Here is a 26084-nt window from a genome sequence, read left to right on the forward strand (position 1 = left end):
CCTAGCCTCCGATGACGCCTGAAATGTCGTCCGTTTTCTTGAAGATGACACAGTTCCACTCGCCCTGCTTCATGTGAGTCTCAAGGAAAAAGCCTGCCTTTTCTGCCGCATCAATGACCATTTGACACTTCTCAGCGATAATGCCAGACATGATGAGATAGCCCTCGTCCTTAACCAATCGATAAGCGTCGTCCGTCAAGTGGATGAGGATGTCCGCAAGGATATTAGCCACGATGACCTCAGCCTCGATAGCAACACCCTTGAGCAAGTCACCAGCCGCCACGTGAATGTTTTCTGTCCCGTCGTTTAGGTCAATATTTTCCTGTGCCACGCGCACCGCCACGTCATCTAGGTCGTAGGCATAAATATCTTCGGCACCGAGAAGGGAACTTGCGATTGAAAGCACACCAGAACCAGTTCCCACGTCAATAACCGTTTCGCCACCGCGTAAGATTTGCTCAAGCGCAAAAAGGCTCATTTTTGTAGTTGGGTGCGTTCCTGTACCAAAAGCCATGCCTGGGTCAAGTTTGATGAGCTTTTCACCGCTTGACGCCACATAGTCTTCTGTCCAACTTGGGACGATGGTCAAATCATGGGTAATCCGAGCAGGCTCGTAATATTTTTTCCAGTTTTCAGCCCAATCTTCCTCGGCCAGTTCCTGTGTATTGAGTGCGATTTCCCCTGTTTCCACACCGAAACCAGTCAACTCTGCCAAGCGTTCATTGACCTGCGCCTTAACTGCCTCAATATCTGCCGTTTCTGGATAGTAAGCCGTGATAGTTACCATATCGGATTGCTCAATCTCAGGGTACAATTCCCCAAAACGGTCCTCCTGCCCAATGTAGTCGGCGCTATCATCAATCGCCACACCAGCACTCCCAGACTCAATTAAAATATTGGAAGCCGCTTCCTCCGCCTCACGATTGACCGTGATGGTTAGTTCTTTCCATGCGTTCATAAAATACCTCTCTAATTTCTATAAAATCAATCACATATTCCCCAATAATAACCATCTGGATCATAGACACAAAGCCTCCTATCATCGTCATAGTGATATGGATACTTTTCCTTATCAAGAGTTGCAGGTAAATATTGATAAGTGCGTCCCAAACAGATGGTTAACTTGACATTTTGTTGTACCGGCTCAACACTAATTTTTTCCACCAACCTGACTATTCCAATTTGAGAATCTTCCCATGCATTCGAGAGAACGTGTAAACCGCTTTCTCTATTTTCATATAGTTCTGATAAATGCAACAATTCACAGTAAAAATATCGGGACTTTTCCCAATTTGAAATAGATAATTCTGGAACTAATGAATAGTACCTCATCTCAATACCTCGGATACCCGTAAAACTCCGTCTCCGTCAACTCAGCTCTGCCTTTTTCAAAAGATTCTGCATCCCAGTTGAGACCAAATTCTGGGATGGTGTCGTCACTCAAGAAGTCCATAAGGTCGCTGAGTCCTTCTGTTGCGACGTCGTTTAATATTTGGGAAAAGTAGGCTAAAAATTCACGCGATAAACCTTTTTTTGGCTCATAAGGTACGGCTACTAAATAATCTTCCGCATCAAATTTTGTCTTTTCAGGGTTGTAAAAGAGCACATAATCTTCAAAAATGATGTCTTCTGCTGAGACTTCCCCCGCTTCATCAACGGTTTCCACTTCTGATTGATTTTGCGCTTCGAGGACAAACGTCACCTCTACCGCATGGTTTTTCTTGTCCCAATTCATGGCGAAGTCAAAGTCTAAGTGCTTCTCCAACTCCTCTTCTAATACTGATAAAAATCCAAATTTAGCCATTTCTCAACTCTCTTTTCTAATTTATAGTATAATTTTATTATAACATGATTGAGGGAGAAAAACATGAGGATAAGAGAAATCACGGACAGTGACCTAGAGGCTTATGTCCACCTGCAAAATACTGGCTGGACAGTGCAGACTTCTCCCGTCTATCAGCGGATATTCACCGTCGAACAAGTAAGCAAATCGCTGAAGAATCAGGGAAATACCCTAGTCGCAGAAATCGATAATCACATGGTCGGAGCCTTAGACTACTCTCCTTTTTACCCTTTTGAATCAGGAAAACACGTTCTGACATTTGGCATCCTCGTGGCAGAACCATCCCGTGTTCAGGGCATTGGTAGAGCATTGATGGAGAGTTTTTTGACTCGTGCCACAGAACTTGGCTACAAAAAAATTGCCATGCATGTCATGGGGACAAGTCCCGAAGCTGTCGCTTTTTATGAAAACTATGGTTTTCAAGTTGAAGCCTGTCTCACCGACCATTTCTACCTAGAAGGGCAGTATGTCGACGGCTTGATTTTTGGAAAATGGATAGGAGAAGACCATGCTCGATAATCTCGCTCTTCGGATGCGCCCTCGGACTATTGATGAAGTCATTGGACAGACTCATCTGGTAGGTGCTGGAAAAATTATCCGCCGTATGGTGGAGGCCAATCGTCTGTCTTCCATGATTCTCTATGGGCCTCCTGGTATCGGAAAAACGTCCATTGCATCAGCTATCGCAGGCACCACTCAGTATGCCTTTCGGACCTTCAATGCCACTACTGACACCAAAAAACGCCTACAAGAAATCGCAGAAGAAGCTAAATTTTCAGGCGTCCTCGTCCTTCTCCTCGATGAAATTCACCGCCTAGACAAGACCAAACAAGACTTTCTGCTTCCTCTCTTGGAGAATGGCAACATCATCATGATTGGTGCTACCACTGAAAATCCATTTTTCTCCGTCACGCCTGCCATCCGCTCGCGAGTACAGATTTTCGAGCTAGAGCCCCTCTCCAACGAAGACGTCAAAAAAGCAGTTCGGAACGTGCTTGACGACAAGGAACGTGGCTTTACATTTGAGGTTATCTTGGACGAAGAAGCACTTGATTTTATCGCGACAGCTACCAACGGTGACCTGCGGTCTGCCTATAACTCGCTAGACCTAGCCGTTCTCTCAACTCCTGAAGATGCCGACGGAAGGCGACACATCACGCTGGATATCATGGAAAATTCCCTGCAGCGCAGCTACATTACCATGGACAAAGATGGCGATGGGCACTACGACGTCCTCTCTGCCCTGCAAAAATCCATTCGCGGCTCCGATGTGGATGCCAGTCTGCACTATGCTGCACGTTTGGTGGAGGCAGGAGATTTACCGAGCTTGGCCCGCAGGCTAACGGTCATCGCCTATGAGGATATTGGCCTGGCCAATCCCGAAGCACAGATACACACCGTGACCGCCCTTGATGCGGCACAAAAAATCGGCTTCCCAGAAGCACGTATCCTCATTGCCAATGTTGTCATTGATCTGGCGCTTTCGCCCAAGTCCAACTCAGCCTATCTAGCCATGGATGCCGCACTAGCCGACCTACGAAAATCTGGAAATCTCCCTATTCCACGTCACTTACGCGACGGACATTATGCTGGCAGCAAGGAGTTGGGCAATGCCCAAACCTACCTCTACCCGCACTCCTATCCGGAAAAATGGGTTGACCAGCAATACCTGCCTGATAAGCTAAAAACTGCTCACTACTTCTCTGCCAATGAAACTGGAAAATACGAGCGTGCACTTGGTTTGACACAAGAAAAAATTAAAAATTTGAAAGCTGGAAAATCTAGTTCTGCCAAGGGATGAGACAGATTTTGATTGAGACCGTTTCCAATTTTTCATTTTTCCTCTTGAATTTTTTAAAAATTGTGATAAGATAAATGTACAGAATAAATGCTGTGGTATACGAATCCGTATCTAAGTGTTGACCGACTATTTTTGTATTACTAGGGAAACTAAGGTTTTCTGGCAGTATGCAGGCCGTCTCACACGGAAGCGACTAAGTCAGAAACGCGTTGCCCACCTGCTTATAAGCGTGCGGGATCAATACAAATCACGGGTCACCGGTACCAATACAGCTTTTTTAGCCTCCTTAGCTCAGTTGGTAGAGCAGTAGACTCTTAATCTATGGGTCGCAGGTTCGAGCCCTGCAGGGGGCATGGTTGAACATGAGGAAAAGCCTGATTTGACGGGCTTTTTTGCTTATCTGAAGTAAATTTGTTCAAGTAACTTGATGACACAAACTTTGTGTAACTAAAAAATGAAGCTAAGTTCTGCACTAGCTTCATTTTTATATTCAATGCCTTTTATTCTCCGAATTCTTCTTTTACAACATTCAGCGCGCGTTCGATGACTGCGTGCATGTCGTAGTATTTGTAATCCGCCAAGCGGCCACAGAAGATGACCTTGTCCCTCATGGCTGTCGCTTTTTCTTGATAGCAAGCATAGATGGCGTTGTTTGTCGCATCATTGATTGGATAATAGGGCTCGTCCCCACGTTTCCAATCAGCAGGGTATTCGCGAGTGATGACCGTCTTTGGCTGCGTCCCAAACTCAAAATGCTTGTGCTCGATAATCCGTGTATAGGGCACTTCACCTTCTGTATAGTTGACAACTGCATTTCCTTGGAAATTTTCCATATCCAATACTTCGTGCTCAAAATGCAAACCACGGTACTCCAACTGCCCAAACTCATAGTCAAAATACTGGTCAATCATACCTGTAAAAACAACTTTTTCAGCGCTGGCTTCCAAGTCAGCACGGTGAGCAAAAAAATCCACCTCCAGCTCTAAGTCAATGCCTTCCAGCATCTTTTCGATGATGACATTGTAGCCACCGATTGGGATCCCTTGGTAGCGGTCGTTGAAGTAGTTATTGTCAAATGTGAATCGAACAGGCAGACGCTTGATGATAAATGGCGGCAAATCTAGCGCAGAGCGGCCCCATTGCTTTTCTGTATAGCCTTTAATCAAGGTCTGATAGACATCTTGACCAATCAACTTGATGGCTTGTTCCTCCAAGTTTTTGGGCTCCGTATCCTGTAAATGCGCTGTCTGTTCTGCAATTTTATCCTTGACCTCTTGCGGCGTCTTGGTTCCCCACATAGCATAAAATGTATTCATATTGAAAGGAAGATTGTAGAGTTTTCCTTGATAATTAGCCACTGGAGAGTTGATATAGTGATTAAATTCCGCAAATTGATTAACGTAATCCCAGATTGCCTGATTGGACGTATGGAAGATATGTGCTCCGTACTTGTGAACGTTAATTCCTTCAACATTTTCACAGTAGATATTGCCACCGATATGGTTGCGCTTGTCAATCACCTTAACCTTTTTCCCGCGCTTAGTCGCCTCATAGGCAAAAATTGCTCCCGACAAACCCGCACCAACAATCAAATAATCGTACATTTTCTTCTCTCTTTCTTCTATCGCCATGCCATTATACCATATTTTAAATAGAAAAAAGAACCTGGGACTCAGTCCTGGGTTCTTGATTTTTTATAATTTTAGCAGTTTGACGCAGAGGTTGACATGTTCTCATTCCTTGCTATGCAAGCAATTTCGAATAGTTGAGGCTAACTTTGTTAACCTTATCTCCAGCCTCCTTGGACCTTTAAAGCTAGTCAACTGAACTGTGCGGTGATGGGTTAAAAAGGTCTGGGAGATCTTTTTAATCTGGAAATGGAGCTTGCAAAGCAAGTGTCAACAAAATCGATTTCTGTGAAATCACGATTGAGTCCCACGCTCATTCTTCTCGTTTGATTTGCTCAAAATTCGCCTTGCCATCATTGAGTTTGTCCCAGATGACAACTTCTCCCTGTGCCAACGATTTTTGTACATCAATAATGCGCTGATTGGACGACCCTCTGAACTGCAACATGAGATTTTTCTTGGTGCGGTCAAAGCGCCCATCTACCAAAATATCAATCAAATTCAACAATTCTAGCTTGTCATCGGTCTCCAGCATCATCTCCTCCCACATATAGCCTGTCCAAGACCAGATGTCTTTTTCAGGCAATTCCCGGCGAATCCGCTTGACCAAGGGCAAGAGAATACCTGTATTGAGAAAAGGCTCACCACCCAGCAAGGTCAATCCCTGCACATAAGGCTGTGCCAAGTCCGCCATAATCTGCTCTTCCAGTTCTTTGGTGTAAGGAATCCCCGCCTTGAAAGACCAGGTCGCTACATTGTAGCAACCCTCACAATGAAACATACAGCCCGCCACATAGAGCGAATTCCGCACACCTTCACCATCCACAAAGTTAAAAGCCTTATAGTCGATGATGCGCCCCTGACTCAGTTCAGACGACTTCCATTCCTGAGGCTGTGGATTATTCATGTGACTCCTCCTTTGCTCTAGATTACCCTATCCAGTACCTTTCTGTCCCCTCGCGGACATCCTCAAAAACACCGCTATTAGCGATAATCACCGCTCGACTGGCTGGATTGTCCACGCTACAAGTGACCAGCACCTTTTGGATGTTTTTGGACATAGCTGCGCTGATACCTTGTTCTAGCATAGCTTTGGCGTAACCTTTACCACGCGCTTCTGGCTTGACTGAGTAACCAATATGCCCACCATGGTTGAGCAAATGGTCATTCAAACGCAAGCGGAGGCTGAGAAAACCAATGGCTTCCTCGCCTACAAATCCTACAAACTGGATAGCAGGCACCCAGCCCTCAGGGATGTTTAGCCCCATCTCCGCGTCAGCATTGCCAGCAATCCAAGCTTCGTAGTCGAAGTTGTCCGCATCCCAGAAACCACCATCGTGAGCGGATCCCGCTTCTTCAAAAGCCCGCATCAAGGCTAAAATGGCTTCTTTATCGGCCAAGGTTGGTCTACGTAGTTCCATTACTTTTTCTTTCCAGCTTTTTTCAGCAATTCTTGCACGCGCGATTTTTTGTCTGATTTGACGGTTGAGTGTTTCTCGTGAAACTTCTCCACACGCTGCATTCCTTTATAATCTAATTGAAATTTTCCCATTTTCTCTACTTTCTATTTTCTCTAATTTCCTGGTGTTTTAATCGTTGACCCATTCATGTGTTTAACACGGGCTGAGATTTCCTTGTGGCGTCCGTTTACCATTGGACGAGCCTGAGGATTGCCCAGATAGCCACAGGTACGTTTGACCACATCGACGGTTTTAGGATCGGTGTTGCCACAATTTGGGCACTTAAAACCACGCTCTGTTGGCTCAAAATCGCCTTCAAAATCGCACTTGTAACAGCGATCAATCGGTGTATTGGTTCCCAAATAACCGACACGGTCATAGGCATAGTCCCAAACGGCTTCCAAAGCTTTGGGATTTTGCTGCAAGACAGGATACTCGCAATAGTGGATAAAGCCGCCACTGGCACCCGCTTCTGGATACACCTTTTCAAAGTCCAATTTTTCAAATGGCGTCGGATTCTTGCGCACGTCGTAGTGGAAAGAGTTGGTGTAATATTCCTTGTCCGTGATGTCTGCAACTGGCCCAAATTTCTCCGCATCCAAGCGACAGAAGCGGTCTGTCAAACTTTCAGATGGCGTTGAGTAGACCGAGAAGTGATAATCGTATTCATCAGACCAATCCGCACAGAGTTCCTTCATCTGACGAACGATGTCAACGGTGAAGTCTTTTGCAACCTCATTTTTCTCCCAATCACCACCATAAAAGACTGTTGCCACCTCGTAAAGGCCGATATAGCCCAGCGAAACCGTTGCGCGACGATGTCTAAAGAGGTCGTCTACGTTGTCGTATTTCCCAAGGCGATTGCCAAATGCGCCGTATTGATACAAAATTGGTGCGTTGGCTGGTGTCGCTTCTTTAACACGTTCTACACGGTAGACCAGAGCATCTTTTGCAATTGCCATCCGTTCCTTGAAAATATCCCAAAACTTATCCATGTCCCCTTTGGATTCCAAGGCGATTCGTGGAAGATTGACCGTCACAACCCCAAGATTCATTCGACCAGAGTTGACTTCTAGGCCGTTTTCATCCTTCCAGCCTTGTAAAAATGAACGACAACCCATGGGTGCCTTAAAGGAACCTGTCAAGTCAATAATCTTATCATAGGACAACATGTCTGGGTACATGCGCTTGGTCGCGCACTCCAAAGCTAATTGTTTGATGTCATAGTTGGGCGAATCCGGCTCAAGATTGAGTCCACGTTTAACCGTGAAAATCAACTTCGGAAAGATAGCCGTACGGTGTTCTGACCCCAATCCCTTAATCCGAATTTCCAAGATGGCTTTTTGAATCTCGCGCTCAAACCAGTTGGTACCAAGACCAAAACCGAGCGAGGTGAAGGGCGTTTGACCATTGGAAGTAAAGAGAGTGTTGATCTCATATTCTAAGGACTGCATAGCATCATAGATATCTTTACGCGTCTTAGCACGCGCATACTCTTCCCGCTTATCCTCAGCCACCCAAACTTCCGCATCCTTGAGGTGCTTCTGATAATTCAGCTCCGCATAAGGTGCTAAAAATTCATCAATTCGGTCAGCAGTACAACCACCATACTGACTAGAGGCAACATTTGCGATAATTTGTGAGATTTGCGCTGTCGCAGTTTGGATAGACTTGGGACTCTCGACCTCAGCATTCCCAATCTTAAAACCGTTGGCCAACATGCCTTTGAAATCTATGAGACAGCAGTTGGTCATAGGCGTATACGGACTATAATCCAAGTCATGATAGTGAATATCGCCCTTTTGATGTGCATTAGCCACATGGGCAGGCAACATTTTTAGACCGATCGATTTACCGACAATGCCTGCGGTCAAGTCACGTTGCGTGTTAAAGACGTCGCTATCTTTGTTAGCATTTTCGTTGACGACAGTCTGGTCTTTGTTGAGCAATTTATCAATCGTAAAATTGATATCGGTCGCCTTTGCCCGTTCAAAATCACGCTTGGTACGATAATGGATATACTCGTTGGCAATGGCGTATTCATTTGCCTGCAAGAGCTCGTGTTCCACGATATTTTGAATCTCGTAAATCTTGATATTTTGTGGGAAGCGATCCGAAATCTCTGCGATAACGCGGTCACAGATACCCTTTAATTTCACTTCCATTAACGGAGACATGGGAACCACTTCCGCAGTCGCTTTCAGCAAAGCCTCGTAAATCTTATCCTCGTCAAAAGCCACCCGACGGCCATCCCGCTTGATGACAACTGATGGTAAATCTTGTACTGCAACTACTACATTTTCCATATCATTTCTCCTTTAACTTACTGATATCTAGTCTACCACTTTAAAAAAATAAATCAATATATTGTGTAAAAAAAATAAAAAATAAATATTTTATACAATATATAGGAATTGCAAATATAAAAGAAAAGACTGTTTTCACAGCCTTTTTCACTTATTTCTTTTTATAAAGCGTAAGATGTGAGGTGCTTAAGTCCTCTTTTTCGTAGTTATCCTGCAAGACAGATTTGAGTTTTTCCGGCAAGGAAATCCCTTTATTGACCACCACATATTGTGCCTTGCCATTGTTCAAATCATAATCAAAAGCAGTTTTAGCCTCATTTGTCAAATATGGCTGGGCAGCAATAAACCGAGAGGATGAAAGATGACCTGAATTAAGGTAGACCTCCGCACTGTTATCCCAGCTGTAAATCTCCGCATCTTTGTCCGCATGAGTCTTAATGTAGCTGGCCACCTCTGTACGTTCCTTCGCCACTTGACCGTCCAAGACAAATGCCAAAACTGGCTGCATTGGGATAAACAAGCACACGAGTATCGGAAGGAAAAATTGTGAGCGAAGATAGCTGTAGGGAGCAGGCTTTTCTTCCTCCTCAATCATCAACTCTTCCAGATCAAGACTTTCCTTTTTCTCCTCCACAGAGGAAAGGGCCATGACAAAACCACAAGGCAACAATAAAATAAATTGACTCAAATCAATCACTGGATTGCCTAAAATAAAGACAATTTGCACCAAGAAGGTTAAAATAACAACCATCTTGATAGCCAAATGCTTACCAGACGCCATAGAAGCCAAGGCCATGATAAAATTCTTCAGGAAGCCAGTCAGGAACAAGATCAACAAGACAATCCCTGCAACCCACAATATCGTTGCAGACATGAAATTCAACTGCAGATTGTAAAAGAATGTCTGAGAGATGGCCACACCCAATATCTGCTTCACGAAGGTATAGTAACCAACAGAGTATATTATAAATAAGAAGCCAAATAAACTTGCCAAAAATTGGTAGACAGCGCGCGCTTTACGACCATAGCGAATATTGTAAACGAATAAAACTAAGCTCGCCACAATCCACAAGATCACACTCTTTGGATAAATCATGAAGACCAAGGCTGCATCAATTCCGTACAGGATGAAAGCCTCGTCCCGCACCGCATTTTCAAAATAACGAACCAAAAACCAAAGGCTGGTCAACACAAATGGCAAGGCAAAAATGGTTGCATAGAGACCACCAAAGCCCAAGGCCAGTACAAACAGGTAAAACCACATACTCAACTGAGTGGCCGTTTCACGGCTTTGGCTAAAATAGGCCATTAATTTGTAGAAGTAGACACCCGCGATCACCAAGGCGATAAACTGTAATCCGACGAACACCAGTGGATTTCCTAGAAACGTGCCTAAGAAAGTCAACAGATGGTACAGAAGACCATTGTTACTGAAGAAGTCTCCGTAGGGACTCTGACCGGCTTTCATAGCCATTCCCGCATACAGGGTATGAGTCTGAAGATTATTAGCCAATCCTGTAAATAAAGGATTGCCCACACTCAAAAAACTAAGGATGAGACTCCATAGTAGAGCCGGAAAAAAGCGACCCGGTACTAGATTTTTCTTAAATTCATGATTAAAAGATTCAGATTCAACTGTCTCACGACGACGTCGTCCTCTTTTCTGTGAACGTCTGGACAGATTTTCTGTTCCTACTGTATCGATTTCTGTCATGTTACTCTCCTTGGTGTAATGAATTCATTATACCAAAAAGTCTGATGTCTGTCATTTTCTCTCTGATTTGAGATGCAATTTAGCATAGCGCTCCAATTCACGGAAAGTTAGCCATTTCTTCCCAGGATACTCTTCTTTATTTGTCTTTTGTTCACTCTTCATACCTATTTATTCGAAAAAAACTGCCCGAAGGCAGCCCTTATTTTTTCTGATAAATAGAAGCCTCTCCATCGTCTTCTGTCAAGGTTAATTTGTCCCCTTCCAACCGATAAGTATGATGGTCCTCGCCGATACGGAGTTGGTTCTTAGCCGTATCAACCGTCACTTGCTCAACTTCTTTTTCTCCATCTTTTTCAAGCGTTTCTAAACTACCTTGCCCTTTGGAAATTGTCAAAGTCTTGGTTTCGTCCATCTCTTCCAAAATATAAGTTCCATCAATGTCTGTCGCAGTAGTGCTGGATGACTGGGAACTTCTGACTTGGCTACTAGCTGCTGAGTGACCTACCTCACGGTCATCACAAGCTCCCAAGAATATCGCTGTTGCAGCGAGCAATAAAATTAAACCTCTTCGTTTCATTTACAAGCCTCCATTTCTATTTGTACAATTATTATTGTAGTATAGGACGTAAAAGAGTGTCAATTTTGACGCCTAGGTCTACAAAACAAAAAAGGCGGTATAACCGCTCTTTCTTTTATTCTTCTTCGTCTAAGAAGCTGTTGAATACTTCTTCGATCATGTCCCATTCTGCTGTTGCATCTTCTGGGATTGGTTGCAGGTCGCCTTCAGTACCGTTTTCATTTTCGATAAATGAGTAGGCTTGAATTTCAACTTCACCGTTTTCATCTTCTTCCGCACTTGCAGGAATCAAGAGAACGTAGTTTTTACCAAATTCTTCTTGACCATCAATTGTCAAAAGAATTTCAAATAATGTCTCATTACCTTGGTCGTCAACCAATGTAATCAACTCACGTTCGTCGTGATTGTGGTCGTGTTCATGATTGTGTGCCATGGTGGCCTCCTTAAAATGTTCTATCTAAATAATTTTGTAAAATCAACTGAGCAGCTAATTTATCAATAACCTTTTTACGCTTTCCGCGGCTGATATCTGCTTGTTCAATCAACATCCGCTCCGCAGCAACCGTCGTCAGACGCTCGTCTTGGTAATCTACTGACAAACCAAACAATTCGATGAGTTTATCGCCGTAAGCCTGACTGGCTTCGACACGAGGACCGCTCGTATTGTTCATATTCTTAGGTAAACCGACCACGAACTTATCGACCTTATAGTTTTTCACAAGATCCGCTAAACGCTCAAACCCAAACTCACCTTGGTCTTCATTAATTGGAATAATCTCTAACCCTTGGGCTGTAAAGCCTAATGGATCGGAAATGGCTACCCCAACCGTCTTAGAACCAACGTCTAATCCCATGATTCTCATTATAAATCAATCCCGTTTTCTTTCAGGTAGAAACGAACCAACTCTTCAACAATCTCATCACGTTCATATTTACGGATTTGATTCCGAGCATCGTTGTAACGAGGGATATAAGCTGGATCTCCACTCAATACATAACCAACGATTTGATTTATAGGGTTGTAACCTTTTTCATTTAGAGAGCTGTAAACATTTGTCAATGTTTGACTAATCTCTTGCTTATTACCATCATCCAAACGGAAACGAACTGTTTCTTCAGTGAATCCCATACTTACACCTTCCTTCAATCTATTTTACAGTCTATTATAGCACATTTTATCAGCGCTTTCAATGATAGGGCATCATTTGGAAAAGAAAACAGTCTGATTGTTTCAGACTGCTCACTTCATTACAAAGCTGCTCGCATACGCGCTTGAGCATTTTCAACATTCCGTACAGAACGAGGCAAAAATGCTCGAATATCGTCTTCTTTGTAGCCCACTTGCAGACGTTTTTCGTCAATCAGAATCGGACTTTTTAGAATACGAGGATTTTCCGTGATGAGGTCAATCACCTCATTGACACTTAATTCTTCGATATCACAGTTCAAACTCTTGGCATAGCGGTTTTTAGACGATACGATGCTGGCAATGCCGTTTTCTGTTTTGGCCAAAATTCGTAGAATTTCTTCTTTTGTGATGGATTCTTTGCCAAGATTATGCTCGTTATAAGATAATTGGTGAGCATTTAACCAATTTTTAGCTTTTTTACAACTCGTGCAACTAGATACAGTATAAATTTTAATCAATGTAGTATCTCCTTTGCTACCTATACTAAATACATTATAGACCATTATATCACAAATGAACTCGGTCTGGAGACCTATTTATAACTTTTTTAGCGTTTTGTCAAGCAAAAACCAGAGATTCCCGAAAAATCTCTGGTCAGTTGGTTAATCTTCTAATTCGATACCACCATCAAGGTCTAAGACCAAGTCTTGTTCTGCCACAACTTCTTCTGCTACTTCAACACTAGGTGATGCATCTTCTTCAATCAAACCATAGTGAATACGGATTTTACGATCAATTTCATCAAAGATAGCTGGATTATCTGCCAAGAATTTCTTAGCATTTTCAGAACCTTGACCAATCTTCTCACCATTGTAAGAATACCAGGCACCAGCCTTATTGATAATACCGAGATTACTTCCGATCTCAATCAATTCACCCGTACGTGAGATTCCTTCACCGTACATGATTTCCACAACGGCTTCCTTAAATGGAGGCGCCACCTTGTTCTTCACGATTTTGACTTTGGTTTCCTTACCAACATTGGTATCCCTTTGATCACCAGTACCCTTGATTTGCGTATTTCCACGAACATCAATACGAACAGAGGCGTAGAATTTCAAAGCACGTCCACCAGGTGTTGTTTCTGGATTACCAAACATAACGCCAACTTTTTCACGCAATTGGTTAATAAAGATCGCAATCGTTTTTGTTTTGTTGATAGACGCACCCAATTTACGCATAGCTTGGCTCATCATACGCGCTTGCAAACCAACGTGGCTATCACCGATGTCACCATCAATCTCTGCACGTGGTACAAGTGCTGCTACAGAGTCAACAACTACTAAGTCAACCGCTCCAGAGTCAATCAACTTACCAGCGATTTCAAGGCCTTGTTCTCCTGAATCTGGCTGTGACAAGAGCAACTCATCAATGTTAACCCCCAAAGCAGCTGCATAAGCTGGATCAAGTGCATGCTCCGCATCGATAAAGGCTGCAATTCCGCCCTCTTTTTGACATTGTGCTACTGCGTGAAGAGCGACAGTTGTCTTACCTGAGCTTTCAGGTCCATAAATCTCGACGATACGCCCTTTAGGATAACCACCTGCACCAAGAGCGATATCAATTGACAAGCTACCTGAGCTCATAACTTGAACTTTTTGCTCCGCACGTTCACCAAGACGCATGATAGAACCCTTACCAAAATCTTTTTCAATTGATTTTAGGGCGTCATCCAGAGCCTTCTTACGCTCATCGCCGAATTTTTTTGTAATATCTTCTAATTTTTTGCTAGGTTTTTTAGCCAAAATCATGTCTCCTATTTCTATTCAATTTAATTATTATAGCATTTTTTTACTCGTTTAGAAACTCTTACGCATATAGTCCAAAGCATGTAGGCAGGCAATTTCTCTTAGTTGTGGCAAGGCATATCCTCCTATATCAACAGACTGAGCTTGGCTGCCTTTTTCACTAGAAATCGCCAAAGAAAGACGAACTCGTTGAAGATTTTCCTGCGCTGAGGGTAAAAACTCTCCAAGGAGCGCTAAACCTAGACTAGCTCCTGTTTGCTGGCGAATCAAGTCTGCATGAGATTGAGCGGCATCTTTGCCATAAAGGGCTACAGAAAGGACTCGACCGCCCTCAAATACAGTCGTATCTGTCTCTACACTGGCAAGTTGATACTGTAGTAAACCTGCTGTCAAGTTTTCTGCAACTGCAAGGGTCTGCCCAGCAGAGGCTAATTCAGCCACTATCACTTTGGCTAAACTATTTTCTTCGCCGTAACCATAGAGGTAATCTGTCAACTTATCCTGACTCAAAATCTCTGCCTCGTAAGCATCTAGCTTGACCGTAGCTTCCTCAAAGCTACTAGCTTTGGTAGAGATACGCAGGGTGACTTCGCCGATTTTTGCATAAGGGGCAAGCGTTGGGTCTGTCTGATTCTCAATCATATCTTCCAAAACAGTCACCAGCTGACTCTCACCAATCCCAAAGAAACGCAATACCCTTGAATAAAGCTGACTCCCTTTTTCAGCCAAGATGGGCTGTAAACTTTGTGTAAACATAGGCTTTAATTCACTAGGTGGGCCTGGCAAGAGGATATAACGAACACCTTCTTGCTCAATGATGCCACCAACTGCTAATCCAGTTGGATTTTGCAATGGAATACTTCCCTCAACCAACTGAGCTTGCCTATCATTATTTGGTGTACGAAAACGACCTGAACGACTGACAAAAAATTGATCGAGCTTTTCCATAGCTTGATTGTCAAATACCAATTCTTTCTCCAAAAACTTGGCCAAAGTCTGCTTAGTCAAATCGTCAGCCGTCGGACCTAGCCCTCCACAGAGCACGACTAAATCACTCCGCTTACTGGCAATCCCTAATATGGACAAGAGTCGTTCTTCATTGTCTCCGACAGCCGTTTGGAAATAAACATCAATCCCCAATTCTGCAAATTTTTCAGATAAAAATTGGGTGTTTGTATTGACAATCTGACCTGTCAGAATCTCCGTCCCAACCGCAATGATTTCTGCTTTCATCTTGACCTCCTCACACAAACTATTCGTAAATTGATTTCATTGTAACAAAAAAAATAGCAAAATAGCTATTTTCACCACTCTTTCTTGAGTAAATTTCACTTCCACTCACACTCATCTTCATGGTCATTAATCAAGCCCGTTGCCTGCATAAAGGAATAAATGCAGACGGGACCGACAAACTTAAAGCCTCGTTTTTTCAGGTCTTTTGAGATTTGTTGGGAGAGGGCTGTTTGGGCTGGTACTTGATGATAATCTACTACGGTATTTACCCGCGGCTGACCATTAACATAGGACCAGATGAAACGGTCAAAAGTTCCAAACTCTGCCTGTACTTTCAAAAATGCCTGCGCATTGGCTCGGGTAGCATATAGTTTGGCTCGGTGGCGGATGATCGACGGATTGTCTAGTAAGGCATCCAAGTCTTGGTTCGTCATTTGAGCGACTTTTTTAATATCGTAATTGTGAAAAGCTTGACGAAAGGCGGCACGTTTATTGAGCACCGTTTCCCAAGATAGACCAGCCTGATAGGTTTCCAAACAAAGAAGTTCAAACAGTGCTTGCTCCTCATGGAGAGGTTTTCCCCATTCCTTATCATGGTAGGCAACATAAAGGAGATTGTCAATTTTTACCCACGAACATCTAGTCATAGCTATCCCTTCATCAGCATTTTCAAGCTAGAGCTGATATACTTGTCAGCTGTCTCGTTGGTGCCTTCAAAGAAGGTGCGGATTTTCTTGAGCTCGGCTGCTTTGTAACCCAGAGCCAGTAGGGCCTCCATGGCGTCGTCCAGCTCCTGGTTGCCTGCCGCCAGTGCTTTCGTAGCTTTGCCATTTTCCACCGGTGCTTCGACAAACTTACCAGCCAAGTCTAGAATCATCTGCTGAGCTGTCTTCTTGCCGATTTTAGGGAATTTCATGAGGTACTTGATGTCGCTGTTGTCGATGGCAGCCACAAGCCCTGCATTGTCATCTACTGCTACAATCGCAAGCGCTGTTGTCGGACCAATCCCTGAAACGGATATCAGTTTGAGAAAGACGTCTTTTTCCTCTTCTGTATGAAATCCAAAAAGCAGGTGAGCATCCTCACGGATCACTTGGTGCAGGTAAATCTGAACCTCCTGCTGCATCTGGTCTGAAAACGAATAGGGGTTGGCAACATTGATAATATAGCCCAAACCACCCGTTTCTACCACGATATACTTGGCAGTAATTTTACTTAATTTCCCTTTGATATAATCGTACATCTTCTCTCCTTAATCTTGAATATGGCGCATGTGCGCTGCTTTTAAAATAAGCCACAGACCCGTACTTGCTAAGAGTAGTAAACTAATCTGAACACCGATTTTTCCTGTAAAATGGCTGAGCGAAACCATACTACCTGCGATAATACTGGCAATCGGCTGAGTAATCGATAGAAAACCTGAGTAGGAGCCTATCTTATCTTGATTCATCATGTCAGCTCGCAAAACTTGACTGGCTGGAACGTTGATCATCTCCCCAAAGGTAAATCCAATCATAGAAAACAATAAAAGCCAGAAACTGTTGAAAGAGATATTCAAAAACATTCCAACAGCACAAATGACACTTCCGATGGTCAGCTGATGAAGTAGTGGCCACTTTTTAGTCCAACGATTGACTGTTGTCATCAAAAAGACAATCAAAAATGTATTGGTAAACACTGCAATACTCAGCATCTTGGCACCTGTAATGGTCTGACCGAAGAGAACGATTTCTTGAAAATTTAGCTTAAGATTAACCGAGAAAAAATTGTCTACCTGAAGCCAAACAACGCTAGTCCCAATGCTCCCTAAGGTATAGATAACAAATGGTTTATCTACCAATACTTGACGGTAATTTTTAAAGGTTGAAAATAAGCCGTGCCCATGCTCGAAGGTCATACCGTATGGTCTTGTCTCATCAAAACAAAAATGAGCTACCAAAAGGCAGATGACCGAAATCATCAATAGCACAAGCAAAAGTTGAAAGAAATAACGGTCATAAAATAGCCCTGCGATTCCCGCTCCCAACATAACCGCAATATTGATCAGCCAGTAGCCAATGGTATAGACGAAGCGCCGATTGTGCTCATCTGTCAAGTCAATGGTCATGGCCTCATAGGCGGGAGAATAAAATTGGTGAGCAATCTCAATCATCAATATCCCAGCAAAAGTCAGCTGTGGCAAGACGTGATGGGGTAGATTGGCAACAACTGTAACCGCCCAACCCCAAACTGCCAAAAGTGAGCCTAGGTCAACCACTTTTTTACGTCCCCATGCATCGGACAAGTGTCCACCGTATAAGGTCGCAAAAAATCCGGATAATTGTGTCAAGATAATAAGAAAGCCTGTCATCAAATTACCAAAATAGCTAACATAATACATGGCCATAAATGAAAAAATAGCTGAACTAACCGTAATTGAAATAAATCGCAGTAGCTCTCGCAACTGTAATTGCCTTGGTAGGGCAAAAAACTCTTTCATGATATCTCTTTCTCTTAAAAATCTACTACAAAATGCCTTAGCAGTTACTTGTAATGTCGGTTGACAACATTGTCAACTTAATATTTCCCCAACTCCCTTAGGCTAGTGTGGTTTTCTTGGATTCGACGGAACATTTTTTCCATATCTCCACTTGTAAAATGAACCAAGACAGGCCGTCCGTGCGGGCAATTGTAGGGGTTTTTACATTGAGCCAACTGCACTAGCAAATCTCGGGCTGAGTAGTCATCTAAAGTATGATTGGCTTTAATCGACCGTTTACAACTCATCATAATGGCCAACTCTGCACGATACTTTTTGACAGAAACTTCATTGGTCAAGAGGAGCATATCACACATCTCGTAAATGCCTGACTCAATCTCTTCCTCTTTCATCCAGATAGGATGTTCACGTAGGATAAACGTATGATTTCCGTAAGGTTGTAAGAAGATACCTACTTCCTCTAGTAGAGTCATTTTTTCCTGTAATTGGATGGCATCTGATGGTGAAAATTCAAATAAATAGGGCACTAAAAGTTGCTGTAAAGAGCTGTCAACTTCTCCAATTTTTTCACGATAATATTCATACTTGACCCGCTCTTGAGCCGCATGCTGGTCAATGATGTAGAGACCACCCTTTCCTTGGGCGAATAAATAGGTCCCATGCATCTGACCGAAGTAGTCCAATTCTGGGAAAGTAGATGTTTCCTCATTTTCTAGGCTATCGAGCATTTTTTGTAGTTTGGCCTTGTTTGCAAAATCCAAGTTTTCGTGTTCATCATCTACCACCGTCTCTGGGCGTTGGGCTTGCTTGACCGCACTTGACTTGTCAACCGTACTGTCAATGGAGTTGACAGAGTTGTCAAGCACTTGAAAACTTGCTCGGCTCTCCTCAACCACTGGCTCTTTTACAAAGAAGTCTTGTCTCTGAGAGTCATAATAAAGGTTAGTTTGTTGCAAGGGAAGGCTAGTTTGGACTGGTTTTTCAGCACAACGAGTGCTAGATTTAGCTAGATTTTCCAAAGCATCTGGAATCAACTCCTGCTCTTTCAAAGCAGCAGCAATCGCTTCACGAATGACCTGCATCAGTTCTTTTTCTTTTGAGATCCGGACTTCCTGCTTGGTCGGATGGACATTGACATCCGCTAGATATGGGTCAATTTGAATGTCAATGATAGCAAGTGGAAAACGACCAACCATCAACTTCGAACCGTACCCATCTAAAATCGCACGATTGAGCAAGAAATTTTTAATGTAGCGACCATTGATAAAAATACTGATGTAATTTCGATTCGCACGTGTCAATTCTGGCAGAGACACATAGCCCGATACTTGAAAATCTAGGTCTTCTCCACTAATTTCAACCATTTTTTTAGCAGATGAAATGCCGTACACCCCTGCAATGGCTTGTCGTAAGTCACCTGTACCAGCTGTTTTCAACAGTTCACGACCGTCATTGATCAAAGTGAAGGCAACCTCTGGATGCGCCAAACCGAGACGATTGACCACATCGACAATATGCGCCAACTCCGCTTGCTGGCTCTTGATATACTTGAGACGCGCCGGAGTGTTGAAAAACAAATCTTCTACGCGAATCTGAGTCCCAACTGCGCGACTAATAGGTGCTTCGTGCTCAACGCGGCCGGCCGCCGACTCCAGCTTAACACCGTGCTGATGCTGGGCTGTTGCTGTCTCAATGCTGAGACGACTCACTGAGGCGATAGACGGCAGAGCCTCCCCACGAAAACCCAAAGTCCGAATACGAAAGAGGTCGGCTTGACTTTTTATTTTACTGGTGGCATGGCGACGCAAGGCTAGATTTACCTCATCTGGAGCAATCCCTTCGCCGTTGTCGATAATCTCAATCAGCTGAAGACCTGCTTCTTTGATGGATACTGTAATCTGATTAGCTCCCGCATCAATGGCATTTTCCATCAGTTCCTTGACTACGCTAGCAGGGCGTTCTATCACTTCTCCTGCTGCAATTTGGTTGGCTAAAATTTCTGGTAATTCAATAATTGTTGACATAAAACTCTCATTTCTAATTAGGACTATTATAGCAAAAAGAAAGAGAACAGTCTTTACTTAGACTGTCCCCAATTTTTCCATAGAAAATAGAGATTTACCCCACAAAAAATGGTGATGAGAAATGGAACTAGGGCACTCGACCAATCAAATCCTTGGCTGATATTGTAGCAGAGATAGAGGAGATTGAATAGCAAGAAAAATCCGTAAAATACTGCTCGAATAATCTTCATGAAAACCTCCTTTTTTTCTCATTATAACAGAAATCCCTTACTTTTCCAAGGTCTGGTTGATCTCTGAGACACTCCGATTCATTTGCCAGTAGTTAATGACATAAACCAGAGCGTAAATCAGGCTAAATTCAATGAAGAACCAGAAAATATTGAGCCAGTAAACTTGAAACCAACCTCCTAAGATGGCACACGCCAGCATCCCCAATGAAGTGACAATAAAGTGCACCACATTCATCTGGAGTAAGCTCCAATCTTGTTCAAAAACAATACTGGCTGCTTGGAACAAGACACCAATCAAAGCCCAAAGACTAACCGCAATCAGCATGGTCAAGGCTGGGCTAAAATGAGTCGTGTAGTAGGCTCCGAAGGTTGAAAATGGATTGACGGGCATGTAGTTACTATCTGCAGAAGCAAATGAATTTACCAGTGAAAAGATGGTGCCAATACTTGCACCTGCTGAAGCAGCTAAAAGATATTTTTTCATAGTCCGATGGCCTCCTTAATTTGTTTGAGATAACGGCGAGAGGAATAGGTTACTGCGCCGTTTTTTAAGACGATTTTTACCAAGCCATTCCCCGTTAGGCTCAGATGGTCCAAATACCTTAAATTGATAATTTCTGATTGAGAAATTTGTAAAAAATCTCTCGGTAACAGCTCCGATGCCTAATAAAGTCGTAGGTGAGATGTGAATTCTTCCTTCTCTGTCTTGGCATAGAGAACTTTGTCTGCAAGATAGAGTTGATAGATATCCGTAATCGGCAGAAGATGAATGTCCTCTCCTCGACGAACAGTTAGCTGAGGAGTCTCGCCAAGTTGCTTGATGTAGTCTACTAGCTTGGTCACATCATCGCTCAGTTCTCTCGCCTCAATCCGTACCCTATCTTCTGTTAATCCTTGGTCTATTTGTAGATCTACTTTCATTCCTTCATCTCCCTTCTGACACTATTAAACACTACTATTCCTAGAGCCATTGCAATAGCTCTCAGCCATGTGGTCTATTTTGCCTTCTATATGGCAAAAACCCCGACTAAGCGGGGTTCTAAATTTCTTTTTTCAATTCTGCCAAAGCATTCATAGCTTCAAGTGGGGTCATGTTAAAGACATCCAGCTGACGCAATCTATCCAAAACGGGATGTTCTGGATTGTCAAAAAGGTCCAGCTGCTGAACTGGAAACGACTGAGTTTGGACAGGAGCTTCTTGTCCTTGACTTTCCAAGGTTTCAAGAATGGTTCCTGCACGCATCAGCAAATCTTCCGGCATACCGGCAATTTTCGCGACATGAATCCCGTAGGACTTATCCGCAGGTCCTGGGGCAATCTTATGGAGGAAGGTCACCTGACCATCTTGCTCCAAGGTCGACACATGTACATTTTCCAGCTGAGGTAGGCTATCACTCAAGGCTGTCAACTCATGGTAATGGGTCGCAAATAATGTCTTTGCCCCAATCCGGTCATGGATATACTCGATAATTGACTGGGCGAGAGCCATCCCGTCATAAGTCGCGGTCCCACGTCCCAACTCATCAAACAAAATCAATGATTTGTCCGTTGCTAGGCGAATGGCCTTGTTGGCCTCCATCATCTCCACCATAAAGGTCGATTGACCGCTCACCAAGTCATCTGCTGCTCCAATCCGTGTGAAAATCGCATCAAATACCGGCAAGACTGCTTCCTGGGCTGGGACATAGGCTCCAATCTGGGCCAATACAACTATAACTGCCAACTGCCGCATGTAGGTTGATTTCCCTGACATATTTGGCCCTGTAATTAGCTGCATGTGAGTCGTCTTGTCCAAGAAAATGGAATTAGGAATGTAAGACTGAGCTCCCATCACTTTTTCCACAACCGCATGACGTCCATCACGAATGGCAATCTTACGCTCAGCTGTAAATCTTGGTCGAATGAGGTGTTGGCGCTCCGCAACAACCGCAAAAGCTTGCAGAACATCGACAGTCGCAATGGTCTGCGCTAGTGCTTGCAAGCGGCCGATGTATTTTTCCACCTCTTGTCGAATACGCATGAAAATATCGTATTCCAAGCTGGCAGATTTCTCACGTGCCTCTAGCATCTGACCCTCGACCTTGGCTAACTCCTCCGTACCATAGCGCTCAGAATTTTTCAGGGTTGCTTTTCGGAAAAAGTGGTCTGGCACACTGCCTAGATTTGAATTGGTCACGTGGAAGTAGTAGCCATCTTTTTTATTGTAATCAATTTTCAGGTTATGAATACCTGAATTCTCACGTTCCTTGGCTTCAATCTCTGCAATCCAACTCGTCCCTTCACGGAGTACAAGGCGATACTGGTCCAGAGTTTCATCAAATCCTGTCCGAATGATATTGCCCTCGGTGATGACCATAGGTGCATCTGGGTCAATAGCCGAGCTAATCAAGGCATGCAACTCAGGAATATTGTCCAATCCTAGAACCAAGCTTCCCAAGGCTTCATGACCAATCTGTTCTAAAATTCCACGGATAGCAGGTACATTGCCCAAAGTCTGCGCCAACTGCAACAAGTCTTTCGGAGTCGTCTTTCCAAACGACACACGGCTGGCTAACCGCTCGATATCGTAGACTCCTTTGAGGCTTTCCGTCAAATCGCTTCTCTCAAAAAAGTGGTCTAAAAATACCTGAACAATATCTTGTCTCTGCTGGATTTTCTCCTGATCAATCAGGGGTCTGTCAATCCAAGCACGCAAGAGACGTAAGCCCATCGCTGTCTTGGTTTCATCTAAAAACCAATAAAGACTGCCGTGTTTTTTTCCTGTTCGGGCATTTTCCAGCAGATCCAGACTCGACTTTGTAGCAAAATCCATTTGCACAAAGTCTTTGATTTCATAGCGGGCCACCTTCTGTAGGTGAATCAAGTCCCGCAACTGAGTCCGATGTACATAGCTCAACAATTTACCCGCGACAGCTTTTTCCAAAGCAATCAAGGATTGAACTAGAAGCTGATCATCTTCCAGAGCCTCCAACTCGACCGACAAGAGAAGATTCATCTGACGCGATAGAACGTCTTCTTCGCTCTCTGATAAAGCATAGCCAAGGACCACTTCTCTAGCACGAAGATTGCGAATCTCACTGCATACGCTGGCAAAATCCGTCAAACTCGTCACGTAAAATTGACCCGTAGCCACATCCATATAAGCCAAGGCATAGCTCACACCCTGCTTATCAATCGCCACCAAAAAATTACTTTCCGCATCGGGCTTGAGAGAATCTACAACCGTACCAGGTGTGACAATCTGTACCACCTCGCGCTTAACGACACCGATAGCTGTCTTGGGATCTTCCATCTGCTCGGCGATGGCCACCTTGTGACCCAGCTCGACCAAGGTATCAATATACTGCTGGGCAGCATGGTAGGGAACCCCCGCCATAGGAATTGGATTTTCTGCATTTTTATTACGACTTGTGAGTGTCAACTCCAAAATCTGTGCTGCTTCCACCGCATCGTCATAAAAAAGCTCGTAAAAGTCACCCATTCGGAAAAGCAAAAAAGCATCTGGATGATTAGCTTTGATATCCAGATACTGCTGCATTCCTGGAGAAATTTTTTCTACTGCCATGCCCTTACTCCGCTAAAAATTGGTTGATTTCGTCTTCAACCTGCTTGGCAGCTTCTTCATTTCGGCAGATGACCAAGAGAGTGTCTGCTCCTGCAATCGTCCCCAGAATGCTCGACGGCTTTTCTGCGTCAATGATGTTGGCCATCAAGGCTGCCTCTCCAAGGTCAGAATGGAGCACCAAAACAAAGCTCGCACGTTCAACTTTATAAGCATATTGCGCCAAGAGTTTACTGAACTTTTCTTGCTCTTCTTTGATCGCTAGGGAGTAGTAAGAATGGCCATTTTCATAAATCTTGACCAAGCCAATCTCCCGCAAGTCACGTGACAAGGTTGTTTGCGTCACAGAAACGCCTGCTTTTTCTAGATTTTCTTGAATATCCACCTGACGGCTAATTTTTTCTTCACGGATCATCTGTTTGATGAGCTCATGACGTTCTGATTTATTCATTATTTACCTCTAAAATGTATAATTATATGCATATTATAACAAATTTACCGCTTTTTACCTAATACCAACTGAAAATTATGTTAAAATAGAATCAAGAATATTGGAGGAATCATTATGAATGACAAACAATTAGTGGCAGAGCGTTTGGCAGCCGTCATCCCTAGCTTGGATGTGGACCAAATTTTTGCCCTACTCGAAAAACCAAAATCATCTGATATGGGCGATATCGCCTTCCCAGCCTTTTCTTTAGCTAAAGTCGAACGCAAGGCGCCTCAAGCCATCGCAGCAGATATAGCTGAAAAAGTCGAGACTGAAGGCTTTGAAAAAGTTGTCGCTATGGGACCTTACTTAAACTTCTTCTTGGACAAGTCAGCAATCTCAGCAAAAGTTCTCCATACAGTTATCTCTGAGCAAGCAAACTATGGTCAACAAACTGTCGGAACTGGTAAAAGCGTGACATTTGACATGTCTAGTCCAAATATCGCAAAACCTTTCTCAGTAGGACATTTGCGCTCTACCGTTATCGCTGATGCTTTGGCTAATCTTTATACAAAAATGGGCTACCGCAGCTACCGTATTAACCACCTCGGTGACTGGGGCAAGCAATTTGGTCTTTTGATCGTAGCCTACAAACTGTGGGGTGACAAGGCTGCTGTTAAAGCAAATCCAATCGACGAACTCCTCAAATTGTACGTCCGTATCAATGCTGAAGCCGATGAAAATCCTGAATTGGACGAACAAGGACGTCAATGGTTCAAGAAATTGGAAGATGGCGACCAAGAAGCTTGGGACTTATGGAAATGGTTCCGTGATGAAAGTCTGGTAGAATTTGACCGTATCTATAAAAAACTCGGTGTCACTTTCGACCACTACCACGGTGAGGCTTTCTACAACGATAAGATGGATGAAGGTATCCAGATTTTAGAAGAAAAAGGTCTTCTGAAAGAGTCCAAAGGTGCCATGATTGTTGACCTTGAAAAATACAACCTCCCACCTGCCCTTATCAAAAAATCAGACGGTGCTACCCTTTACATCACACGTGACATCGCGACAGCTATGTACCGTAAAAAGACTTTCGACTTTGTGAAAAATATCTACGTTGTTGGTCAAGAACAATCTCATCACTTCAAACAATTAAAAGCTGTTTTGAAGGAAATGGGCTTTGACTGGTCTGATGACATGGTTCACGTCTCATTTGGTTTGGTCACAAAAAACAAGAAAAAATTGTCTACTCGTAAAGGAAATATTATCCGCCTAGAACCTACTCTTGATGAAGCTGTTTCACGCGCCTTGACACAAATCGAAGCCAAAAATCCTGACCTTGAAAACAAGGACGAAGTGGCGCACCAAGTTGGGGTTGGAGCTGTGAAATTCTACGACCTCAAGACCGACCGCGACAATGGTTATGACTTCGATCTTGAGGCCATGGTATCTTTTGAAGGAGAAACTGGACCATACGTCCAATATGCTTACGCGCGTATCCAATCTATCTTGCGCAAGGCAAACTTCTCTGCAATTGAAGAGGCTGCTTACTCCCTCAACGATGCTGAAAGTTGGGAAATTATCAAACTCTTGCAAAACTTCTCTGCCAGCATCCAACGCGCAGCTGACAAATACGACCCATCTATCATCGCCAAATACGCGATCAACTTGGCACAAGCTTTCAACAAGTACTACGCGCATACACGTATCCTAGATGAAAATCCTGAGCGTGACAGCCGCTTGGCTCTTGCTTACGCAACAGGTATCGTTCTAAAAGAAGCCCTCCGCCTCCTCGGCGTTGCTGCTCCAGAAAAAATGTAAACAACAATCCCCCAGAGACCAATCTCTAGGGGATTT

The 26084-nt window shown here is 43.6% G+C and carries 29 protein-coding genes, 1 tRNA gene and 1 other RNA gene; 5 read left to right on the forward strand and 26 right to left on the reverse strand.

Features of this window, described 5'->3' with window-relative positions; translation table 11 throughout:
* Position 1: 1 nt before the first annotated feature.
* From prmA to ABID27_RS08330, 3 genes are read right to left on the reverse strand one after another with little or no spacing between them, the layout of a single operon-like run.
* Complete coding sequence (prmA, locus tag ABID27_RS08320; protein WP_354281512.1) at positions 2 to 958, reverse strand: 50S ribosomal protein L11 methyltransferase; 957 nt, start codon at positions 956 to 958, stop codon at positions 2 to 4.
* Between the two features lie 26 nt (positions 959 to 984).
* Positions 985 to 1332 (reverse strand): hypothetical protein, encoded by a 348-nt coding sequence (locus ABID27_RS08325; RefSeq protein ID WP_354281514.1) that lies wholly within the window; start codon positions 1330 to 1332, stop codon positions 985 to 987.
* 1 nt (position 1333) lies between these two features.
* A complete protein-coding gene (locus ABID27_RS08330) occupies positions 1334 to 1804 on the reverse strand; it encodes a DUF3013 family protein (protein WP_354281516.1) in 471 nt (156 codons plus the stop codon).
* Between the two features lie 63 nt (positions 1805 to 1867).
* On the opposite strand from ABID27_RS08330, the gene ABID27_RS08335 reads away from it, so the two are divergent.
* The 4 genes from ABID27_RS08335 (at position 1868) to ABID27_RS08350 (ending at position 3997) form a co-directional block, all read left to right on the forward strand.
* A complete protein-coding gene (locus tag ABID27_RS08335) occupies positions 1868 to 2362 on the forward strand; it encodes a GNAT family N-acetyltransferase (protein ID WP_354281518.1) in 495 nt (164 codons plus the stop codon).
* The gene (locus ABID27_RS08340) at positions 2352 to 3644 is read left to right on the forward strand and encodes a replication-associated recombination protein A (RefSeq protein WP_354281520.1); all 1293 of its coding nucleotides are present in this window, start codon (positions 2352 to 2354) and stop codon (positions 3642 to 3644) included. Before ABID27_RS08335 ends, ABID27_RS08340 begins: the two co-directional genes overlap by 11 nt.
* 84 nt (positions 3645 to 3728) lie before the next feature.
* A non-coding RNA gene (gene ssrS / locus ABID27_RS08345) (6S RNA) lies at positions 3729 to 3923 on the forward strand.
* A gap of 1 nt (position 3924) precedes the next feature.
* Positions 3925 to 3997: transfer RNA gene (locus ABID27_RS08350), tRNA-Lys, on the forward strand.
* Positions 3998 to 4144: 147 nt separating this feature from the next.
* Here ABID27_RS08350 and glf read toward each other — a convergent pair.
* From glf to argR, 23 genes are all read right to left on the reverse strand, one after another.
* The gene (gene glf, locus ABID27_RS08355; RefSeq protein ID WP_354281626.1) at positions 4145 to 5248 is read right to left on the reverse strand and encodes a UDP-galactopyranose mutase; all 1104 of its coding nucleotides are present in this window, start codon (positions 5246 to 5248) and stop codon (positions 4145 to 4147) included.
* A gap of 337 nt (positions 5249 to 5585) precedes the next feature.
* On the reverse strand, positions 5586 to 6179 hold the full coding sequence (nrdG, locus tag ABID27_RS08360) for an anaerobic ribonucleoside-triphosphate reductase activating protein (protein WP_253364711.1): 594 nt from the start codon (positions 6177 to 6179) through the stop codon (positions 5586 to 5588).
* A gap of 22 nt (positions 6180 to 6201) precedes the next feature.
* Positions 6202 to 6693 (reverse strand): GNAT family N-acetyltransferase, encoded by a 492-nt coding sequence (locus tag ABID27_RS08365; RefSeq protein WP_253364709.1) that lies wholly within the window; start codon positions 6691 to 6693, stop codon positions 6202 to 6204.
* On the reverse strand, positions 6693 to 6824 hold the full coding sequence (locus tag ABID27_RS08370; RefSeq protein ID WP_301282816.1) for a hypothetical protein: 132 nt from the start codon (positions 6822 to 6824) through the stop codon (positions 6693 to 6695). The genes ABID27_RS08365 and ABID27_RS08370 overlap by 1 nt, the downstream gene beginning before the upstream one ends.
* A 21-nt stretch (positions 6825 to 6845) precedes the next feature.
* Entirely contained in the window at positions 6846 to 9038 is a 2193-nt protein-coding gene (nrdD, locus tag ABID27_RS08375) for an anaerobic ribonucleoside-triphosphate reductase (RefSeq protein ID WP_253364707.1), read from the reverse strand.
* A 151-nt stretch (positions 9039 to 9189) separates the two neighbouring features.
* A complete protein-coding gene (locus ABID27_RS08380; RefSeq protein WP_354281523.1) occupies positions 9190 to 10752 on the reverse strand; it encodes a putative glycosyltransferase family protein in 1563 nt (520 codons plus the stop codon).
* A 199-nt stretch (positions 10753 to 10951) separates the two neighbouring features.
* Positions 10952 to 11329, reverse strand: a complete 378-nt coding sequence (locus ABID27_RS08385) for a hypothetical protein (protein WP_354281525.1) — start codon at positions 11327 to 11329, stop codon at positions 10952 to 10954.
* A 115-nt stretch (positions 11330 to 11444) separates the two neighbouring features.
* Positions 11445 to 11762, reverse strand: a complete 318-nt coding sequence (locus tag ABID27_RS08390) for a DUF1292 domain-containing protein (protein WP_222347526.1) — start codon at positions 11760 to 11762, stop codon at positions 11445 to 11447.
* 10 nt (positions 11763 to 11772) lie between these two features.
* Positions 11773 to 12192, reverse strand: coding sequence for a Holliday junction resolvase RuvX (gene ruvX, locus ABID27_RS08395; RefSeq protein ID WP_253364701.1), 420 nt, complete (start codon positions 12190 to 12192; stop codon positions 11773 to 11775).
* Positions 12192 to 12458, reverse strand: a complete 267-nt coding sequence (locus tag ABID27_RS08400; protein ID WP_253364699.1) for an IreB family regulatory phosphoprotein — start codon at positions 12456 to 12458, stop codon at positions 12192 to 12194. Before ABID27_RS08400 ends, ruvX begins: the two co-directional genes overlap by 1 nt.
* Before the next feature lie 119 nt (positions 12459 to 12577).
* On the reverse strand, positions 12578 to 12976 hold the full coding sequence (spx, locus tag ABID27_RS08405; protein ID WP_222347529.1) for a transcriptional regulator Spx: 399 nt from the start codon (positions 12974 to 12976) through the stop codon (positions 12578 to 12580).
* Between the two features lie 144 nt (positions 12977 to 13120).
* Positions 13121 to 14263, reverse strand: coding sequence for a recombinase RecA (gene recA / locus ABID27_RS08410; RefSeq protein WP_253364691.1), 1143 nt, complete (start codon positions 14261 to 14263; stop codon positions 13121 to 13123).
* Positions 14264 to 14317: 54 nt separating this feature from the next.
* On the reverse strand, positions 14318 to 15499 hold the full coding sequence (locus ABID27_RS08415; protein ID WP_354281528.1) for a competence/damage-inducible protein A: 1182 nt from the start codon (positions 15497 to 15499) through the stop codon (positions 14318 to 14320).
* 95 nt (positions 15500 to 15594) lie between these two features.
* Complete coding sequence (locus ABID27_RS08420) at positions 15595 to 16146, reverse strand: DNA-3-methyladenine glycosylase I (protein ID WP_354281530.1); 552 nt, start codon at positions 16144 to 16146, stop codon at positions 15595 to 15597.
* 2 nt (positions 16147 to 16148) lie between these two features.
* Positions 16149 to 16742, reverse strand: coding sequence for a Holliday junction branch migration protein RuvA (gene ruvA / locus ABID27_RS08425; RefSeq protein ID WP_253364685.1), 594 nt, complete (start codon positions 16740 to 16742; stop codon positions 16149 to 16151).
* A 9-nt stretch (positions 16743 to 16751) separates the two neighbouring features.
* Positions 16752 to 17978, reverse strand: coding sequence for an MFS transporter (locus ABID27_RS08430; protein WP_354281532.1), 1227 nt, complete (start codon positions 17976 to 17978; stop codon positions 16752 to 16754).
* Positions 17979 to 18055: 77 nt separating this feature from the next.
* Positions 18056 to 20002 (reverse strand): DNA mismatch repair endonuclease MutL, encoded by a 1947-nt coding sequence (gene mutL, locus ABID27_RS08435; RefSeq protein WP_354281534.1) that lies wholly within the window; start codon positions 20000 to 20002, stop codon positions 18056 to 18058.
* Positions 20003 to 20055: 53 nt separating this feature from the next.
* Positions 20056 to 20232 (reverse strand): hypothetical protein, encoded by a 177-nt coding sequence (locus ABID27_RS08440; RefSeq protein ID WP_354281536.1) that lies wholly within the window; start codon positions 20230 to 20232, stop codon positions 20056 to 20058.
* A 37-nt stretch (positions 20233 to 20269) separates the two neighbouring features.
* Entirely contained in the window at positions 20270 to 20716 is a 447-nt protein-coding gene (locus ABID27_RS08445; protein ID WP_354281538.1) for a DUF3021 domain-containing protein, read from the reverse strand.
* Positions 20713 to 20886, reverse strand: coding sequence for a LytTR family DNA-binding domain-containing protein (locus tag ABID27_RS08450; protein ID WP_354281628.1), 174 nt, complete (start codon positions 20884 to 20886; stop codon positions 20713 to 20715). The genes ABID27_RS08445 and ABID27_RS08450 overlap by 4 nt, the downstream gene beginning before the upstream one ends.
* 9 nt (positions 20887 to 20895) lie before the next feature.
* Entirely contained in the window at positions 20896 to 21153 is a 258-nt protein-coding gene (locus ABID27_RS08455) for a hypothetical protein (protein WP_354281540.1), read from the reverse strand.
* 118 nt (positions 21154 to 21271) lie between these two features.
* Positions 21272 to 23797 (reverse strand): DNA mismatch repair protein MutS, encoded by a 2526-nt coding sequence (gene mutS, locus ABID27_RS08460; protein ID WP_354281542.1) that lies wholly within the window; start codon positions 23795 to 23797, stop codon positions 21272 to 21274.
* Positions 23798 to 23801: 4 nt separating this feature from the next.
* The gene (argR, locus tag ABID27_RS08465; protein WP_253364667.1) at positions 23802 to 24245 is read right to left on the reverse strand and encodes an arginine repressor; all 444 of its coding nucleotides are present in this window, start codon (positions 24243 to 24245) and stop codon (positions 23802 to 23804) included.
* 114 nt (positions 24246 to 24359) lie between these two features.
* Here argR and argS point away from each other — a divergent pair, with 114 nt between their 5' ends.
* Positions 24360 to 26048, forward strand: coding sequence for an arginine--tRNA ligase (gene argS / locus ABID27_RS08470; protein WP_354281544.1), 1689 nt, complete (start codon positions 24360 to 24362; stop codon positions 26046 to 26048).
* Positions 26049 to 26084: the final 36 nt, after the last annotated feature.

Source organism: Streptococcus gallinaceus, assembly GCF_040545695.1.
Lineage (GTDB): Bacteria > Bacillota > Bacilli > Lactobacillales > Streptococcaceae > Streptococcus > Streptococcus gallinaceus.

Bases quoted from the DNA above. Each gene is read 5' to 3' on its own strand.
- ABID27_RS08340 (WP_354281520.1), top strand. From the start codon at position 2,352: ATGCTCGATAATCTCGCTCTTCGGATGCGCCCTCGGACTATTGATGAA.
- ABID27_RS08430 (WP_354281532.1), bottom strand. From the start codon at position 17,978: ATGAAAGAGTTTTTTGCCCTACCAAGGCAATTACAGTTGCGAGAGCTA.
- prmA (WP_354281512.1), bottom strand. From the start codon at position 958: ATGAACGCATGGAAAGAACTAACCATCACGGTCAATCGTGAGGCGGAG.
- ruvX (WP_253364701.1), bottom strand. From the start codon at position 12,192: ATGAGAATCATGGGATTAGACGTTGGTTCTAAGACGGTTGGGGTAGCC.
- ABID27_RS08415 (WP_354281528.1), bottom strand. From the start codon at position 15,499: ATGAAAGCAGAAATCATTGCGGTTGGGACGGAGATTCTGACAGGTCAG.
- ABID27_RS08380 (WP_354281523.1), bottom strand. From the start codon at position 10,752: ATGACAGAAATCGATACAGTAGGAACAGAAAATCTGTCCAGACGTTCA.
- ABID27_RS08440 (WP_354281536.1), bottom strand. From the start codon at position 20,232: ATGAAGATTATTCGAGCAGTATTTTACGGATTTTTCTTGCTATTCAAT.
- ABID27_RS08325 (WP_354281514.1), bottom strand. From the start codon at position 1,332: ATGAGGTACTATTCATTAGTTCCAGAATTATCTATTTCAAATTGGGAA.
- ABID27_RS08330 (WP_354281516.1), bottom strand. From the start codon at position 1,804: ATGGCTAAATTTGGATTTTTATCAGTATTAGAAGAGGAGTTGGAGAAG.
- ABID27_RS08335 (WP_354281518.1), top strand. From the start codon at position 1,868: ATGAGGATAAGAGAAATCACGGACAGTGACCTAGAGGCTTATGTCCAC.
- nrdD (WP_253364707.1), bottom strand. From the start codon at position 9,038: ATGGAAAATGTAGTAGTTGCAGTACAAGATTTACCATCAGTTGTCATC.
- glf (WP_354281626.1), bottom strand. From the start codon at position 5,248: ATGTACGATTATTTGATTGTTGGTGCGGGTTTGTCGGGAGCAATTTTT.
- mutL (WP_354281534.1), bottom strand. From the start codon at position 20,002: ATGTCAACAATTATTGAATTACCAGAAATTTTAGCCAACCAAATTGCA.
- argS (WP_354281544.1), top strand. From the start codon at position 24,360: ATGAATGACAAACAATTAGTGGCAGAGCGTTTGGCAGCCGTCATCCCT.
- ABID27_RS08420 (WP_354281530.1), bottom strand. From the start codon at position 16,146: ATGACTAGATGTTCGTGGGTAAAAATTGACAATCTCCTTTATGTTGCC.
- mutS (WP_354281542.1), bottom strand. From the start codon at position 23,797: ATGGCAGTAGAAAAAATTTCTCCAGGAATGCAGCAGTATCTGGATATC.
- ABID27_RS08385 (WP_354281525.1), bottom strand. From the start codon at position 11,329: ATGAAACGAAGAGGTTTAATTTTATTGCTCGCTGCAACAGCGATATTC.
- ruvA (WP_253364685.1), bottom strand. From the start codon at position 16,742: ATGTACGATTATATCAAAGGGAAATTAAGTAAAATTACTGCCAAGTAT.
- ABID27_RS08400 (WP_253364699.1), bottom strand. From the start codon at position 12,458: ATGGGATTCACTGAAGAAACAGTTCGTTTCCGTTTGGATGATGGTAAT.
- ABID27_RS08365 (WP_253364709.1), bottom strand. From the start codon at position 6,693: ATGGAACTACGTAGACCAACCTTGGCCGATAAAGAAGCCATTTTAGCC.
- ABID27_RS08370 (WP_301282816.1), bottom strand. From the start codon at position 6,824: ATGGGAAAATTTCAATTAGATTATAAAGGAATGCAGCGTGTGGAGAAG.
- argR (WP_253364667.1), bottom strand. From the start codon at position 24,245: ATGAATAAATCAGAACGTCATGAGCTCATCAAACAGATGATCCGTGAA.
- ABID27_RS08390 (WP_222347526.1), bottom strand. From the start codon at position 11,762: ATGGCACACAATCATGAACACGACCACAATCACGACGAACGTGAGTTG.
- nrdG (WP_253364711.1), bottom strand. From the start codon at position 6,179: ATGAATAATCCACAGCCTCAGGAATGGAAGTCGTCTGAACTGAGTCAG.
- ABID27_RS08455 (WP_354281540.1), bottom strand. From the start codon at position 21,153: ATGAAAGTAGATCTACAAATAGACCAAGGATTAACAGAAGATAGGGTA.
- ABID27_RS08445 (WP_354281538.1), bottom strand. From the start codon at position 20,716: ATGAAAAAATATCTTTTAGCTGCTTCAGCAGGTGCAAGTATTGGCACC.